This window comes from Cronobacter sakazakii (assembly GCF_000982825.1).
GTDB classification, from domain to species: Bacteria; Pseudomonadota; Gammaproteobacteria; order Enterobacterales; family Enterobacteriaceae; genus Cronobacter; species Cronobacter sakazakii.
In genome coordinates, this window is the sequence record NZ_CP011047.1 from 1,196,222 (window position 1) to 1,212,215 (window position 15,994).

The window sequence follows — 15,994 nt, forward strand, 5'->3', positions numbered from 1 at the left end:
GATCATTAGCATGCAAACCGGGATTGCGTAGATTCACTGTTTTCGTTTGCTGGCTTTAGTGATATTGCTCTAAGGAAAAATAGAATATATGCCTGAGAATGACGCTAAGGCCGCACGCCAGCCCGATCGTGGCTATACCTTCCAGAATGATTTTGAAGCGCTCAGCCGGGTGTTTTCACTTCCAGATCTCGACTACACCGATATATCACAACGTGAACAACTCGCGACGGCAATTGCGCGCTGGCCCTTGCTGGCAGAATTAGCGCGTCGTGACGCAGGAGCGCAAGGATGACCGTTCTGGCATTACAGGGCGTGCGCGGCGGCGTGGGGACAACCTCATTAACGGCGGCGCTCGGTTGGGCGCTGCATCAGCTGGGCGAATCGGTGCTGGCGATTGACGCCTCGCCCGATAACCTGCTGCGCCTCTCTTTTAATATCGATTTCGACCACGCTGACGGCTGGGCGCGCGCGCTGCTGGACGATAAACCCTGGCAGTCCACCGCCTGGCGTTACGCGCCGGGTCTGGACGTGCTGCCGTATGGCGCGCTGCGTCAGACGGAGCGGGAAAACGACGTGACGCCAGCGCTCAGCGCATTCGCGCAGCATCTGCACATGCTCAAGGCGAGCGGCCAGTGGCGCTGGATATTGCTGGATCTGCCGTGCGGCTTTGACGCCGTGACCCGCAGCCTGTTGCAGGTGGCGGACCGCACGCTTTGCGTGGTGCAGCCCGACGCCAACTGTCACGCCCGCTTACATCAGCAGGCGCTGCCGAGCGGCTGCGATCTGCTGGCGAATTTCCGCCTGATTTCAAGCCAGATACAGAACGACATCTGGCAGCTCTGGCTGCAAACGCAGCGTAACCTGGTGCCGGTCGCGGTGCATCGCGACGAGGCGATGATGGAAAGCCTGGCCGCCAAACAGCCGGTGGGGGAATACCGCCCGGATTCGCTGGTGGCCGAAGAGATTGTCACGCTGGCGAACTGGTGCCTGCTGCATTACAGGAGTGAGGGCGCATGATAAGCCTCTCCGCGCTGGTGCTCGCGCCGCCGGTTCGCGCGCGGCTGCGCGAGCGTTATATCACGTATCGCCGCAACGGCGCGCCGCCGTTCAGCGCGGCGCTGGGCTGTTTCTGGCTGACGCTCGCCTGGCTCTTTTTGCCGCTGGAAAACCCGCGCTGGCAGGCGATCCGCGCGCAGCACGCGCTGCTGTTCCCGCATATTCATCCCGACCGCCCGCGTCCGCTCGATACCGTGCGTTATCTGCTCCAGGCGCTGTGGCTGGTGGCGCTGCGTCCCTGGCGCGCCGTCGGCACGCCGCGCTGGCGGCCTGTTTCGAAACTGCAGGTCTGGCGCGAGCGTTTTAACCTCTGGCTGGAGACGCTCCCGCAACGCTTCAGCGATGAAACCGACCACCTTAACGAGCAAAAAGAGCTCGGCCACATTAACGAACGACTGCGACGCGTCGTGCTGGGCGTGGTGGTTATTTTCTCGCTGGTGCTGGCGCTTATCTGTGTGACGCAGCCGTTCAACCCGCTCTCACAGTTTATTTTCCTGCTGCTGCTCTGGGGCGTGGCGCTGCTGGTGCGCCGTATGCCGGGCCGCTTCTCGGCGCTGATGCTGATTGTGCTGTCGCTGACCGTCTCCTGCCGCTACATCTGGTGGCGCTACACCTCGACGCTGAACTGGAACGATCCGGTCAGCCTGGTGTGTGGTCTGGTGCTGCTGGTGGCGGAAACCTACGCGTGGGTGGTGCTGGTGCTTGGCTACTTCCAGGTGATCTGGCCGCTTAACCGCCAGCCGGTGCCGCTGCCGAAAGATCTTAAAGCGTGGCCTTCCGTCGATATTTTCGTGCCGACCTATAACGAAGATCTGCACGTGGTGAAAAACACCATTTACGCCTCGCTTGGCATCGACTGGCCGAAAGACAAGCTCAAAATCTGGATACTGGATGATGGCAACCGCGAGGAGTTTCGCCGTTTCGCGCAATCCGTTGGCGTGGAGTATGTGGCGCGTCCGACGCACGAGCACGCCAAAGCGGGCAACATTAACAACGCGCTGAAGCTCGCGAAAGGAGAGTTCGTGTCGATTTTCGACTGCGACCACGTCCCGACGCGCTCTTTCCTGCAACTGACGCTCGGCTGGTTCCTGAAAGATAAAAAGCTCGCGATGATGCAGACGCCGCACCACTTCTTCTCGCCGGACCCGTTTGAGCGCAACCTCGGGCGTTTTCGTAAAACGCCGAACGAAGGAACGCTGTTTTACGGGCTGGTGCAGGACGGTAACGACATGTGGGACGCGACCTTTTTCTGCGGCTCGTGCGCTGTGATCCGCCGCGGCCCGCTGGATGAAATCGGCGGCATCGCGGTAGAAACCGTCACCGAAGACGCCCACACATCGCTGCGTCTGCACCGGCGCGGCTACACCTCCGCCTATATGCGTATTCCGCAGGCGGCGGGGCTCGCGACGGAAAGCCTGTCGGCGCATATCGGCCAGCGTATCCGCTGGGCGCGCGGCATGGTGCAGATTTTCCGTCTCGATAACCCGCTCTTTGGTAAAGGGCTTAAGCTCGGCCAGCGGCTGTGCTACGTCAACGCGATGCTGCACTTCCTCTCCGGCGTGCCGCGGCTTATCTTCCTGACCGCGCCGCTGGCGTTCCTGTTGCTGCACGCCTACATCATCTACGCGCCCGCGCTGATGATTGCGCTGTTTGTGCTGCCGCACATGGCGCACGCGAGCCTGACGAACTCCAAAATTCAGGGCAAATATCGCCACTCGTTCTGGAGTGAAATCTACGAAACGGTGCTCGCCTGGTACATTACGCGGCCCACGATGGTGGCGCTGTTCAACCCGCACAAAGGGAAATTCAACGTCACCGCCAAAGGCGGGCTGGTGGAAGAAGAGTACGTGGACTGGGTGATTTCGCGTCCGTATCTGATGCTGGTGTTGATTAACCTGCTTGGCGTGCTGGTCGGCGTCTGGCGTTATTTCTACGGTCCGGCCAATGAAATGCTGACGGTTATCGTGAGTATCGTCTGGGTCTTCTACAACCTGATTATCCTCGGCGGCGCGGTGGCGGTGTCGGTGGAAAGTAAACAGGTGCGCCGCTCCCATCGTGTCGAAATGGTGATGCCGGCGGCGATCGCCCGTGAAGACGGTCACCTCTTCTCCTGTACGGTGCAGGATTACTCCGACGGTGGCCTCGGCATTAAGGTGCACGGCGGGGCGCAGTGGTTACAGGGGCAAAAAGTGAACCTGCTGATGAAACGCGGCGCGCAGGAGTATGTCTTCCCGGCGAAAGTGGTACGCGTCTTCGGCGACGAAATCGGCCTCAACCTCGACGGCCTGACCACGCGCCAGCACATCGATTTTGTACAGTGTACCTTCGCGCGCGCCGACACCTGGGCGCTCTGGCAGGACAGTTTCCCGGAAGACAAACCGCTGGAAAGCATGCTCGATATCCTCAAGCTCGGTTTCAGAGGCTATCGCCACCTGGCGGAATTCGCGCCAGCGTCACTTAAAATTGTCTTTCGCACCCTTACCACGCTGGTTTCCTGGATAGTGTCGTTTATCCCCCGTCGTCCGGAGCGGACGGCGCTGGGGGAGCGTGCGCTCCCGGTTATGGCTCAACAATGATGAATATGCGATGAAAAGAAAACTCTCCTGGATGTGCGCTGTGGCAGTGGGAATGAGCCTGTTGCCCGGTGCCTACGGCGCGCCTGAAGCCACTAACGATCCGAACGCCACCGCCGCACCGACTGCGCCGGTGGTCGCGCCTGCGACTGAAGGCGTCATGACCGCCACGCCTGCGCGCACCGAGGCGTTAACGCCCGCCACGCCGCCTGTCGCGGGCACCGAGCCTGCGCCTGCGACGGAAGGCGCGGTGCTCGGCCAGGTGATGCCGGGTGTGGAAGGCGCCGGTGCGCCCGTGGTTCAGGATGGCGCGCCCGCGCGCGACGTTACGCTGAGTTTCGCCAGCATCGCGCCGCCGCCAGGCAGCATGGTTCTGAAAGGCACCCGCCCGGACGGTTTTGTCGAGTTCGGGATGCGCAGCGATGAAATTATCTCGAAAGCCACTCTGAACCTGACCTACACCCCGTCGCCGTCGCTGCTGCCGGTACAGTCGCAGCTAAAGGTTTACCTGAACGATGAGCTGATGGACGTGCTGCCGGTGACCAAAGAGCAGCTCGGCAAGAAAACCACCGCCCAGGTGCCTATCGATCCGCTGTACGTCAGCGATTTCAACCGCGTGCGTCTGGAGTTTGTCGGCCACTATCGCGACGTCTGCGAAAACCAGGCCAGCAACACGCTGTGGATGGATATCGGACGCAACAGCGCCCTGAATCTCACCTTCCAGACGCTGCAATTGCAAAACGATCTGTCGCACTTCCCGGTGCCGTTCTTTGATTCGCGCGATAACCGTCCGCTGGAGCTGCCGATGGTCTTCGCCGCCGCGCCGGATCTCGCGACCCAGCAGGCCGCGAGTATTGTCTCCTCGTGGTTTGGCTCCCGCTCCGGCTGGCGCGGTCAGCGCTTCCCGGTGCTCTATAACCAGCTCCCCACGCGCCATGCGATCGTCTTCGCCACGAATGATAATCGCCCGGACTTTCTGCGCGACCTGCCGCCAGCGAAAGGCCCGATGGTACGCATGATGAGCCATCCGCAAAGCCCGTGGGTGAAACTGCTGGTGATTGAAGGACGCGACGATAAAGATTTACTCCAGGCCGCTAAAGGCATCGCGCAGGGCAGTCTGCTGTTCCGTGGCGACAGCGTCGAAGTGGGCGAGGTCAAACCGCTGCTGGCCCGCCAGCCTTACGATGCGCCGAACTGGGTGCGTACCGATCGCGCCGTGACGTTTGGCGAGCTGAAAGGCTATGAAGAGCAGTTACAGGCGACCGGCCTTGAGCCGAGCCCGATTTCGCTGACGCTTAACCTGCCGCCGGATCTCTATCTGCTGCGCAGCAACGGCATCGATATGCGTCTGAATTATCGTTATACGTCGCCCGCCACGCGCGATAACTCGCGCATGGATATCAGCCTGAACAACCAGTTCCTGCAATCTTTCAACCTGCTGCCGAAAGATGAAACCAACCGTCTGCTGCTGCGTCTGCCGCTGTTGCAGGGGCTGCTGGACGGCAAAACCGAAGTGACACTGCCGACGCTGCGCCTCGGCGCGGCGAACCAGCTGCGGTTTGATTTCAACTATACCAACCCGCTGCCGGGCGGCACGCTGGACAACTGCGTGACCTTCCAGACGGTGCCGAACCGCGTAGTGATAGGCGATGATTCCACGCTGGATTTCTCCAACTATCATCACTTTATCGCGATGCCGGATCTGCGCTCTTTCGCCAACGCGGGTTTCCCGTTCAGCCGGATGGCGGATCTCTCCGATACGCTTATCGTGATGCCGAAACAGCCGAACCCGGCGCAGCTCACGACGCTTTTGGACACCGCAGGCACTATCGGCGCGCAGACCGGTTTCCCGGCCGTTAACCTCACCATCACCAACGAGGGCGGCGACATGCAGAATAAAGACGCCGACATTCTGGTGATCGGTACGCTGCCCGCGTCGCTGAAAGATGAAAAACGCATCGATATGCTGGTGAACGCCACGCAAAGCTGGGTGAAAACCCCGACGCGCGACGTGACGCTTATCGATACCGACGACCGCGACCGTCAGCCGCAGGTGCAAACGGAAATCACCTCTTCCGGGCCGATGGCCGCAGTCGTGGGCTTCCAGTCGCCGTATCACGATCAGCGCAGCGTCGTGGCGCTGCTGGCCGACAGCCCGCGCGGTTATGAGCTGCTCAACGACGCGCTCAACGATAGCGGTAAACGTGCCGCGATGTATGGCTCGGTCTCGATTATTCGTGAATCGGGCGTGAACAGCCTGCGCGTGGGTGATGTTTACTACGTGGGCCACCTGCCGTGGTTCGATCGTATCTGGTACGCGCTGGCGAACCACCCGATTCTGCTGGCGATTTTCGCGGCTATCAGCGTCGTGCTGCTGGCGTGGGTGCTGTGGCGTCTGTTGCGTATCCTGAGCCGCCGCCGTCTTGATCCGGGCAACCATGAGTAACGCGCCATGAAGAATCTGTGCAGATGGCTTGCGGCGGGGCTGCTGCTGGCGACCGTTTCAGCCCATGCCGCCTGTGGCTGGGCTGACTGGGACCGCTTTAAAGGCGGCTATATCAGCGAAGAAGGACGCGTGATTGACCCAAGCGATCCGCGCAAAATCACGACGTCCGAAGGGCAGAGCTACGCGCTGTTCTTTGCCCTTGCGGCCAACGACCGCGAGGCGTTCGATAACATTCTTCAGTGGACGGAAAATAACCTTGCGCAAGGCTCGCTGAAAAACACGCTGCCCGCCTGGCTGTGGGGCATGAAAGGGCCGGACGAATGGACGGTGCTCGACACCAATTCCGCTTCCGACGCCGATCTGTGGATAGCCTGGAGCCTGCTTGAAGCGGGACGCTTGTGGAAAGAGCCGCGCTACAGCGACACCGGCAAAGCGCTGCTGGACCGCATCGCCAAAGAAGAAGTGGTGAACGTGCCCGCGCTTGGCGACATGCTGCTGCCGGGTAAAGTGAGCTTTGCCGAGCCGACGCTCTGGCGCTTTAACCCGAGCTATATGCCGCCGCAGCTGGCGCGCTATTTCACCCGTTACGGCAAACCCTGGACGACCATCCGCGATACCAACCTGCGCCTGCTGCTGGAAACGGCCCCGCAGGGCTTTTCGCCGGACTGGGTGAGCTATGAGGCGAAGAAAGGCTGGGTGATGAAACCTGCGGCACCGCAAAAACCGCTGATTGGCAGCTACGACGCCATTCGCGTTTATCTGTGGGTCGGCATGATGAACCCGGCGGATGAACAGCAGGCGCCACTGCTCAAAAAACTCAGCCCGATGGAAACCGCCACAATCAAAGCGGGCGTGCCGCCGGAAAAAGTCCGTGTTATCGACGGTAAAACCCAGGGTAACGGGCCGGTGGGCTTCTCCGCCGCGCTGCTGCCGTTCCTGCAAAACCGCGATATCCAGGCGCTGCAACGCCAGCGCGTGGCGGACAACTATCCGCAGCAGGACGCCTACTTTAGCTATGTATTAACCCTGTTTGGCCAGGGATGGGATGAACACCGTTTCCGCTTCACCGTTGACGGTGAGCTGCAACCCGCCTGGGGAGAGTCATGCACAAGTTCGCGTTAAGTATCACCGCGCTGGCGCTCGGCGTCGCCCTCAGCGGGCCGGCGCAGGCGCAGACGGATATCCGACAGCAGTTGCTCGAACAGGTGCGGCTTGGCGAAACGGCCAAACGAGACGATCTGGTGCGCCAGTCGCTCTACCGTCTGGAGCTGATGAACCCGGACGATCCCGATTTTATCGCCGCTAAAATGCGTTATCTGCTGCGTCAGGGCGATAACGCGGGCGCGCAGCAGCAGTTTGCGCGCTTGGGCAAGCTCGCTCCGCAATCCTCAGCGTACCAACAGGCGCGTATCACGCTTGCGCTGGCCTCGCCGGAAGGGCGTCAGCAACTGCAACAGGCGCGTCTGCTCGGCACGACAGGGCATACGCAGGAAGCGCTGGCGGCGTATCAGAAGCTGTTTAACGGCGCGCCGCCGGATGGCGATCTGGCCGTTGAATACTGGGCGCTGGTCGCAAAAGATCCGGCGCGGCGTGACGAGGCTATCCGCCAGATGCAGGCGCTAAACGACCGCGCGCCGGGCAATGACCAGCTACGCACGCAGCTTGCGCTACAGCTCTTTTCCGCCAACCGCCAGCAGGAAGGTTTCAGCGTGCTTGAGCAGATGGCGAAATCGGGCGGCGGGCGTGAAACGGCGGCAGACCTCTGGTATCAGCAGATTCAGGGTATGCCCGCAAGCGACGACAGTGTCGCCGCGCTGGAGCGTTTCTTACAGGTGTTCAGCAGCGGTGATACCGCCGATAAAGCCAAAGGGCTGCTCGCTGAACAGCAAACTAAACTCGCCGATCCGGCTTACCGCGCCAGAATGCAGGGCATCGCGCGGGTGGAAGAGGGCCAGGGCGCCAAAGCCGTTTCGGAACTGACCAGCGCCGTAAAAGCGAACCCGAATGACAGCGAAGCGCTGGGCGCGCTGGCGCAGGCGTATTCTCAGCAGGGCAACCGCGCGCGCGCCGTGCCGCTGCTGGAGCAGGCGCTCAAACAGGATCCGAACAGCCCTAACAGCGGTCGCTGGCAGAGCCTGTTACAGGTGAACCGCTACTGGCTGTTGATACAGCAGGGCGACGCGGCGCTGAAAGCCAACAATCTGGCGCTGGCGCAGCAGAAATATCAGCAGGCCGCGACGGTGGATAACACCGACAGCTACGCGGTCCTTGGCCTGGGCGATGTCGCCGTGGCGAAGAAAGACGACGCGGCGGCCGAGCGCTATTACCGGCAGGCGCTGCGCATGGATAACACCAACAGCAACGCGGTGCGCGGGCTTGCGAATCTCTATCGTCGTCAGTCGCCGGAGCGCGCCGAAGCGTTTATCGCCACGCTCTCCGCCAGCCAGCGGCGCAGCATTGACGATATCGAACGCAGCATGACGAACGATCGCCTTGAGCAGCAGGCCGCCGCGCTGGAAGCCGAAGGGCGCTTCGCCGACGCCGCCGCGGTGCAGCGTCAGCGTCTGGCGCTCGACCCGGACAGCGTCTGGATAACCTACCGGCTGGCAAGCGATCTGGCTTCTGCCGGCCAGCGCCGCGACGCCGATACCGTGATGGGGCAACTGGCGCAGCGTAAGCCGGGCGACCCGGAGCAAGTGTACGCTTACGGGCTTTATCTCTCCGGCAGCGATCGTCAGCGCGCCGCGCTAAGCCACCTCAATACGCTGGCGCGCGACAAATGGACGCCGAATATTCTTGAGCTGTCGCAGCGTTTACAGACCAATGAACTGATGGAGACGGCCAACCGCCTGCGCGACAGCGGGCAGGAGGCGCAGGCCATTGCGCTGTTACGCCAGCAGCCGCCTTCAGACCGTATCGATTTAACGCTGGCCGACTGGGCGCAGCAGCGCGGCGATAACGCCACGGCGCGCGCGCAGTATCAGACGGTATTAACGCGCTCGCCCGCCAGCGAAGAGGCGCGGCTGGGGCTTGCGGAAGTGCTGATCGCGCAGGGTGATAACGCGGCGGCGCGTGAGCAACTCGCGGCGCTGCAAACGCCTGCCGCAGGCGGCGAACCTCGCTCGCCGGGCACGCAGCGGCGCATTGCCAATGCCGAGGCGGCGCTTGGCGACACGGCGCGTGCGCAGCAGGCTTTCGCCGTGCTTGCCGCTACCGCGAAAACGCAGCCGCCATCGCAGGAAAGCGCGCTGGTGCTGCGCGACGCGGCGCGCTTTCAGCGTCAGAACGGGCAGCCGCAGCAGGCGTTGCAGACCTATCGTGACGCGATGGTCGCCTCCGGCATCACCCCGACGCGCCCTGGCGATAACGACGCTTTCACGCGGCTTACCCGCAACGACGCCAGCGACGACTGGCTGAAGCGCAGCGTGCGCGGCGATGCGGCGGATCTCTATCGCCAGCAGGATTTAAACGTCACGCTCCAGCACGACTACTGGGGCTCCAGCGGTACGCCGGGGTATTCGGATCTGAAAGCGAATACCACGATGTTGCAGGTGGATGCGCCGCTGCGCGACGGGCGGCTGTTCCTGCGTACCGACGCGGTGAACATGAATCCGGGCAGCTTTAGCGGCAACAGTTATAGCGAAACCTGGGGCACCTGCGCCGAAACGCCCTGTTCCGGCAACGCGAAACAGCGCGCCTCCGGCGTGAGCGTAGCGGCGGGCTGGCGCAACGACACCTGGGATATGGATATCGGCACCACGCCGATAGGCTTTGATGTTGTCGATGTGGTGGGCGGCTTAAGCTACAGCAGCGATCTGGGGCCGATTGGCTACACGCTGAACGCGCATCGACGTCCGATTTCGAGCTCAATGCTGGCTTTCGGCGGGCAGCGCGACGCGCCGTCCAACACCGGCACGACGTGGGGCGGCGTGCGCGCCACTGGCGGCGGGGCGAGCCTCAGCTACGATCGCGGCGAGGCGCACGGCGTCTGGGCCAGTCTTAACGCCGATCAGCTCACCGGTAAAAATGTCGCTGATAACTGGCGGGTGCGCTGGATGAGCGGCTATTACTACAAGCTGATTAACGAAAATAATCAGCGCCTCACCATTGGGCTCAACAACATGGTGTGGCACTATGAGAAAGATTTGAGCGGTTATTCTTTAGGCCAGGGCGGCTACTACAGCCCGCAGGAGTACGTCTCTTTCGCGGTGCCGGTCGCCTGGCGGATGAGAACGGAAAACTGGTCGTGGGAGCTTGGGGCGTCAGGCTCGTGGTCGCACTCCCGCACGAAGACCGAGCGCCGCTATCCGCTGTCGGGGCTTATCCCGACGCCTGTGATAAACGCGCAAAATCCGGCGTTAAGCCGTTACGCCGACAAGGACGCGCTGGAAGAAGGCAGCAGCAGCAGCGGCTGGGGTTATACCGCCAACGCGCTGATTGAAAGACGCATTACTTCAAACTGGTCGGTGGGTGCCGCCATTGATATTCAGCAGGCGAAGGATTATACGCCGAGCAATTTCTCGCTGTTTATCCGCTACTCGCAGGGCGGCTGGCAGGGCGATATGGATATGCCGCCGCAGACGCTGACGCCTTACGCCGACCGGTAACAAGATTAATGCGCGTTCGGCCCGCCCGCGCGGTTAAATTCCACAACAATGCAGTATACTCCCGCCCGCAATGATAATTATGAGTGATTATCATGCGGGCAGTGGCATCAGTGGAGAATCAAGTTGCGAGTCAGTCGTTCCCTCACGATAAAACAGATGGCGATGGTTTCGGCCGTTTCCGTCTTTTTTCTTTTTATTTTCAGCGTCGTTTTGCTGTTTCATTTCGTGCAGTCGCATCGCTACCACACCGCCATGCAGATGGAGAGCATCGCCCGCTCGGTGCGCCAGCCGCTCTCTGCGGCCATTCTGAAAGCCAATATTCCGGAAGCGGAGGCGATCCTTCGCGAAATTAAACCCGCCGGCGTGATTAGCCGTGCGGATGTCGTGTTGCCTAATCAGTTCCAGGCGTTGCGCATGCGCTTTACGCCTGAGCGCCCGATTCCGGTGACGCTCGCCCGCGTCTTTGAGCTGCCGGTGCAGATCTCCCTGCCGCTCTATTCGCTGGAGCGGCCCGCCAACCCGCAGCCGCTCGCCTATCTGGTGTTGCAGGCCGACTCCTGGCGGATGTACCGCTTTATCATCAATGCGATTTCGACCCTGCTGACCACCTTCCTGCTGCTGGCGCTGATCCTCTCGGTGGCGATCACCTGGTGCATCAACCGCCTGATCCTGCACCCGCTGCGCGACATCACACGCACGCTGAACGCGCTGGACGCGCATGAACTGGCGCATCATCAGCTCACTATTCCGCGTCTGCATAAGGATGATGAGATCGGTATGCTGGTGCGCACTTATAACCGTAACCAGCAGGCGCTTGCGCAACAGCTCGACGAGGTGCGCACCAGCGGCACCCGTTTCCCGCTCACCGGTTTGCCGAACCAGGCGTTGCTCGTCGCACTGCTTGAGCAGGCCGTCGCGGGCGGCGGTGCCACCGCGTTGCTGTATGTGGCTTGTGAGCCGCTGCGTGATATTGACGAATCGCAGCGCGAGGCGCTCCTGCGCGCGCGCGTTGAGAAGCTGCGCTCGGTACTGACGCCGCGGATGGTGCTGGCGCAGATAAGCCAGGATGATTTCGCGATTATCGCGCACGGCGTAAAAACGCCGGAACACGCGGTGACGCTGACGCAACAGCTGCTGGCGGCCCTTAACGAACCGCCAGAGTCGGACAGCGGCGCCCCAGCGTGCGCGGCAAGCATTGGTGTGGCGATGTTCGATGGCCGCCAGAGCGCCTCGACGCTTTACCAGAGCGCGATTTCCGCCGCGCTGGACGCCCGGCGCAACGGCGTCAATCAGGCGGCGTTTTTCGGCGAATCCCCGGTGAGCGCGCAGGAAAGCGCGATGCAAAATGCGCTGGCGCGCCGCCAGTACGCCGTCTGGCTGCAGCCGCAGGTGGATATGCGCAACGGCAACATTGTGGGTGCCGAAGCGCTGCTGCGCGAGCGCCAGCCGGATGGCGAGTGGACGTTACCGGTAGGGCTTATTGATAACATTGAGTCGAGCGGGCTTATCGTTACCGTGGGCGACTGGGTGCTGGACGAGGCGTGTCAGTTACTGGCGCGCTGGCAGGCGCACGGCATTATGCTGCCGCTGTCGGTGAATGTGTCGTCATTGCAGTTGTTAAAACGCGATCTAGTACAAACGATGCTGCAACGACTGGAACGCTACGCCATTGCGCCCGGCACGCTGATTCTGGAGATGACGGAAAGCCAGCGTATTGACGATACCGAAGCCGCCATCGCCATTCTGCGCCCCCTGCGCGAGGCGGGCGTGCGCATCGCGCTGGACGATTTCGGCATGGGGTATTCGAGCCTTAGCCAGCTACAGAAAATGAAAGCGCTGCCAGTGGACAGCCTCAAAATCGATAAGAGCTTTATTGATAACCTGCCGGACGATGACAGCGTGGTCGCGGCCATCATCAGCATGGCGAAAAAGCTTAACCTTGAACTGGTGGCGGAAGGCATTCAGAACGAGGCACAGCGTGACTGGCTGTTAAACGCGGGCGTGACGGTGGGCCAGGGGTATCTTTTCGGCAAGGCGGCGACGCCTGCGGCGTTTGAAGACGTGTGGCTGACAGCGCCGTGACGTCGCTGCAAAAGGTGTAAGGCATCATGGGCTGACGCGTTTCAGCTCATAAATCTTAACATTTATGTTTCCAATTTGATGCTCTGATATATCTGACATGTTTTACGGGTGTTACTTTTAGCGCTGCAGGCGGGATTTTAACACACAATTCCTGTGGTTATTACCTTCAAGGACACCCCTATGAAACGCTCTCTTTTCAAAAGCCTCTATTTTCAGGTCTTGACTGCAATAGCCATCGGGATATTGCTCGGTCACTTCTACCCGGAGCTTGGCGCACAGATGAAGCCGCTGGGCGACGCCTTCGTGAAGCTGATTAAAATGATTATCGCGCCGGTGATTTTCTGTACCGTCGTGACCGGCATCGCGGGTATGGAAAGCATGAAGGCGGTAGGGCGTACGGGCGCGGTCGCGCTGCTCTATTTCGAAATCGTCAGTACCATTGCGCTGATTATCGGTCTGGTGATTGTGAACCTTGTCCAGCCGGGCGCGGGCATGAACGTTGACCCGGCGACACTCGACGCCAAAGCCGTCGCGGTATACGCCGAGCAGGCGCAGCAGCAGGGCATCGTCGCCTTCCTGATGGATGTTATCCCTTCAAGCGTGATCGGCGCGTTCGCCAGCGGCAACATTCTGCAGGTACTGCTGTTCGCGGTACTGTTTGGGTTTGCGCTGCACCGCCTGGGCCGTAACGGTCAGCTGATTTTCAACGTCATTGAAAGCTTCTCGCAGGTCATTTTCGGCATCATCAATATGATCATGCGTCTCGCGCCCATCGGCGCGTTCGGCGCGATGGCGTTCACCATCGGTAAATATGGCGTCGGCACGCTGGTACAGCTCGGCCAGCTGATCGTCTGCTTCTACATCACCTGTATTCTGTTTGTGGTGGTTGTGCTGGGCAGCATCGCTCGCGCCACCGGCTTTAACATTTTCAAATTCATTCGCTATATCCGTGAAGAGCTGCTGATCGTGCTTGGCACGTCGTCATCGGAATCCGCGCTGCCGCGTATGCTCGATAAAATGGAAAAACTGGGCTGTCGCAAATCGGTGGTGGGGCTGGTTATCCCGACCGGCTACTCGTTTAACCTCGACGGCACCTCCATTTACCTGACGATGGCGGCGGTGTTTATCGCCCAGGCGACCAACAGCCATATGGATATTTTCCATCAGATAACGCTGCTGGTAGTGCTGTTGCTGTCCTCAAAAGGCGCTGCAGGCGTGACGGGAAGCGGATTTATCGTGCTGGCGGCGACCATTTCCGCCGTGGGCCATCTGCCGGTGGCCGGGCTTGCGCTCATTCTTGGTATCGACCGCTTTATGTCGGAAGCGCGCGCGTTAACCAACCTGGTCGGTAACGGCGTGGCGACGATTGTGGTTGCGAAGTGGGTGAAAGAGCTCGATGAAAAACAGCTTAATGACACGCTGAATAACAAGAATTCTGCCGCTAAAACGCAGCAAATCTCCTCCTGATCTCACTCTTTAGCCCGCCGCTGCTTGCTCTGGCGGCGGGTGCCTGCGCATAATTAACGTTTATTTCACTCTATTGCGCGACATTTCCGCTTTTTTGCGGTCTAACGAAAAGTTTAAGCGCTATCTTTGGCGACGGGCCACAGCAGCCTTTTGTCGCCATTTGACTGTTTTTAACCAGGAATGTTGATCAGGGGTACACATGCAGGGCACAAGAATTCGACTTATCGCTGGCGGTTTACTGATGGCCGCCGCCAGCCTCGTGCAGGCAGAACCGCTCCAGCCCGACCCGGCCTGGCAACAGGGCACGCTGAGCAATGGCTTTCAGTGGCAAATCCTCTCCACGCCGCAGCGCCCGAGCGACCGCATTGAAATTCGCCTGACCGTTAACACCGGGTCGCTGGCTGAAAACACCCAGCAGAGCGGCTATACCCGTTTTCTGCCGCGTCTGGCGCTCACCCAGAGCGGCAGCCTACAGGCGGTGCAGGCGCGTTCTCTCTGGCAGCAGAGTATCGATCCGAAGCGCCCGATGCCCCCGGTCGTGGTTTCTTACGATTACACGCTGTTTAACCTGAGCCTGCCGAATAACCGCAACGACCTGCTGAAAGAAGCGCTGACATATCTTTCCGATACTGCCGGGCGGGTCGCCATTACGCCGGAAAGCATCACCAAAGCCCTGCAAACCCAGGATATGGTCGCCACCTGGCCGGACACGCAGGATGGCTGGTGGCGTCAGCGCCTGAAAGGTTCGACGCTGCTGGGCCACGATCCGTCCGTTGACCTGAAGCAGCCGGTAGACGCAAAACAGCTCGAAGCCTACTACAAGAAGTGGTACACCCCGGACGCCATGACGCTTATCGTGGTCGGCAACGTTGACAGCCGCGCGGTGGCGGAGCAGATCAACAAAGCGTTTGGCGAGCTAAAAGGCAAGCGTGAAACTCCGGCCCCGGTGCCGACGCTGTCGCCGCTGCGTCGCGAGCCGGTCGCTATCATGACCGACAGCGTGCGCCAGGATCGCCTCTCCATTATGTGGGATAACCCGTGGCAGCCGATCCGCGAATCTTCTGCGCTGCAGCGCTACTGGCGTGCGGATCTGGCGCGCGAGGCGCTGTTCTGGCACGTTCAGCAGAACCTGAGCAAGAACAACATCGAAGATATCGGCATCGGCTTTGACTGCCGCGTGCTGTTCCAGCGCGCCCAGTGCGCCATTAACGTTGAATCGCCGAATGATAAGCTCGACAGCAACCTGGCGCTTATCGCCCGCGAGCTGGCGAACGTGCGCGAAAACGGCCTGTCGGTGGATGAGTTCAACGCGCTGATTGCCCAGAAAAAGCTGGAGCTACAGAAGCTGTTCGCCACCTATGCGCGCACCGATACCGATGTGCTTATCAACCAGCGGATGCGTTCGCTGCAAAATCAGGTGGTGGATATTGCGCCGGAGCAGTACCAGAACCTGCGTCAGAGCTTCCTTAATAACCTGACCGCCGCGGAGCTGAACCAAGATTTACGCCAGCAACTCTCTCAGGAGATGGCGCTTATTCTGCTGCAACCGAAGGGTGAGGAAGAGTACAGCGTGAAGGCGCTTCAGGAGACCTGGAACCGCATTATGACGCCTGTCGCCGCAGCGCCTGCGCCGGATGACGCGCGCCCGGATGTCACCGACATTCCGCCTCCCGCTGACAAAAGCAATTAATGACCACCCGGCTCCGGCCGGGTTTTTTATGCGCGGCGGAAATAAAAAGCCCGGCGCGCAGGCCGGGCTCGTC

9 protein-coding genes are annotated in these 15,994 nt (G+C 60.7%); all 9 read left to right on the forward strand.

Annotated features, from left to right (window positions below):
* Positions 1-88 precede the first annotated feature (88 nt).
* The 9 genes from bcsR (at position 89) to CSK29544_RS05625 (ending at position 15,921) form a co-directional block, all read left to right on the forward strand.
* The gene (bcsR, locus tag CSK29544_RS05585; RefSeq protein ID WP_004387626.1) at positions 89-292 is read left to right on the forward strand and encodes a cellulose biosynthesis protein BcsR; all 204 of its coding nucleotides are present in this window, start codon (positions 89-91) and stop codon (positions 290-292) included.
* Entirely contained in the window at positions 289-1,017 is a 729-nt protein-coding gene (gene bcsQ / locus CSK29544_RS05590) for a cellulose biosynthesis protein BcsQ (RefSeq protein ID WP_004387628.1), read from the forward strand. Before bcsR ends, bcsQ begins: the two co-directional genes overlap by 4 nt.
* Positions 1,014-3,632, forward strand: coding sequence for a UDP-forming cellulose synthase catalytic subunit (gene bcsA / locus CSK29544_RS05595; RefSeq protein WP_007895630.1), 2,619 nt, complete (start codon positions 1,014-1,016; stop codon positions 3,630-3,632). Before bcsQ ends, bcsA begins: the two co-directional genes overlap by 4 nt.
* A 10-nt stretch (positions 3,633-3,642) precedes the next feature.
* Positions 3,643-6,075, forward strand: a complete 2,433-nt coding sequence (bcsB, locus tag CSK29544_RS05600; RefSeq protein ID WP_029039098.1) for a cellulose biosynthesis cyclic di-GMP-binding regulatory protein BcsB — start codon at positions 3,643-3,645, stop codon at positions 6,073-6,075.
* 6 nt (positions 6,076-6,081) lie between these two features.
* Positions 6,082-7,197 carry a cellulose synthase complex periplasmic endoglucanase BcsZ gene (gene bcsZ, locus CSK29544_RS05605; protein ID WP_007852866.1) on the forward strand — a complete coding sequence of 372 codons (1,116 nt, stop codon included), beginning with the start codon at positions 6,082-6,084 and terminating at the stop codon, positions 7,195-7,197.
* Positions 7,179-10,682: a cellulose synthase complex outer membrane protein BcsC gene (gene bcsC / locus CSK29544_RS05610; protein WP_007895637.1), complete on the forward strand. Its 3,504-nt coding sequence runs from the start codon at positions 7,179-7,181 to the stop codon at positions 10,680-10,682. Before bcsZ ends, bcsC begins: the two co-directional genes overlap by 19 nt.
* A gap of 123 nt (positions 10,683-10,805) precedes the next feature.
* Complete coding sequence (locus CSK29544_RS05615) at positions 10,806-12,764, forward strand: sensor domain-containing phosphodiesterase (protein WP_029039097.1); 1,959 nt, start codon at positions 10,806-10,808, stop codon at positions 12,762-12,764.
* A gap of 180 nt (positions 12,765-12,944) precedes the next feature.
* Positions 12,945-14,231, forward strand: a complete 1,287-nt coding sequence (locus CSK29544_RS05620) for a dicarboxylate/amino acid:cation symporter (RefSeq protein ID WP_004387635.1) — start codon at positions 12,945-12,947, stop codon at positions 14,229-14,231.
* A gap of 199 nt (positions 14,232-14,430) precedes the next feature.
* Complete coding sequence (locus CSK29544_RS05625; protein ID WP_007895643.1) at positions 14,431-15,921, forward strand: M16 family metallopeptidase; 1,491 nt, start codon at positions 14,431-14,433, stop codon at positions 15,919-15,921.
* Positions 15,922-15,994 lie beyond the last annotated feature (73 nt).

What these genes read in the sequence shown, in the direction of transcription:
- bcsR (WP_004387626.1), top strand. Translation starts at nt 89, where the DNA reads ATGCCTGAGAATGACGCTAAGGCCGCACGCCAGCCCGATCGTGGCTAT.
- bcsQ (WP_004387628.1), top strand. Translation starts at nt 289, where the DNA reads ATGACCGTTCTGGCATTACAGGGCGTGCGCGGCGGCGTGGGGACAACC.
- bcsA (WP_007895630.1), top strand. Translation starts at nt 1,014, where the DNA reads ATGATAAGCCTCTCCGCGCTGGTGCTCGCGCCGCCGGTTCGCGCGCGG.
- bcsB (WP_029039098.1), top strand. Translation starts at nt 3,643, where the DNA reads ATGAAAAGAAAACTCTCCTGGATGTGCGCTGTGGCAGTGGGAATGAGC.
- bcsZ (WP_007852866.1), top strand. Translation starts at nt 6,082, where the DNA reads ATGAAGAATCTGTGCAGATGGCTTGCGGCGGGGCTGCTGCTGGCGACC.
- bcsC (WP_007895637.1), top strand. Translation starts at nt 7,179, where the DNA reads ATGCACAAGTTCGCGTTAAGTATCACCGCGCTGGCGCTCGGCGTCGCC.
- CSK29544_RS05620 (WP_004387635.1), top strand. Translation starts at nt 12,945, where the DNA reads ATGAAACGCTCTCTTTTCAAAAGCCTCTATTTTCAGGTCTTGACTGCA.
- CSK29544_RS05625 (WP_007895643.1), top strand. Translation starts at nt 14,431, where the DNA reads ATGCAGGGCACAAGAATTCGACTTATCGCTGGCGGTTTACTGATGGCC.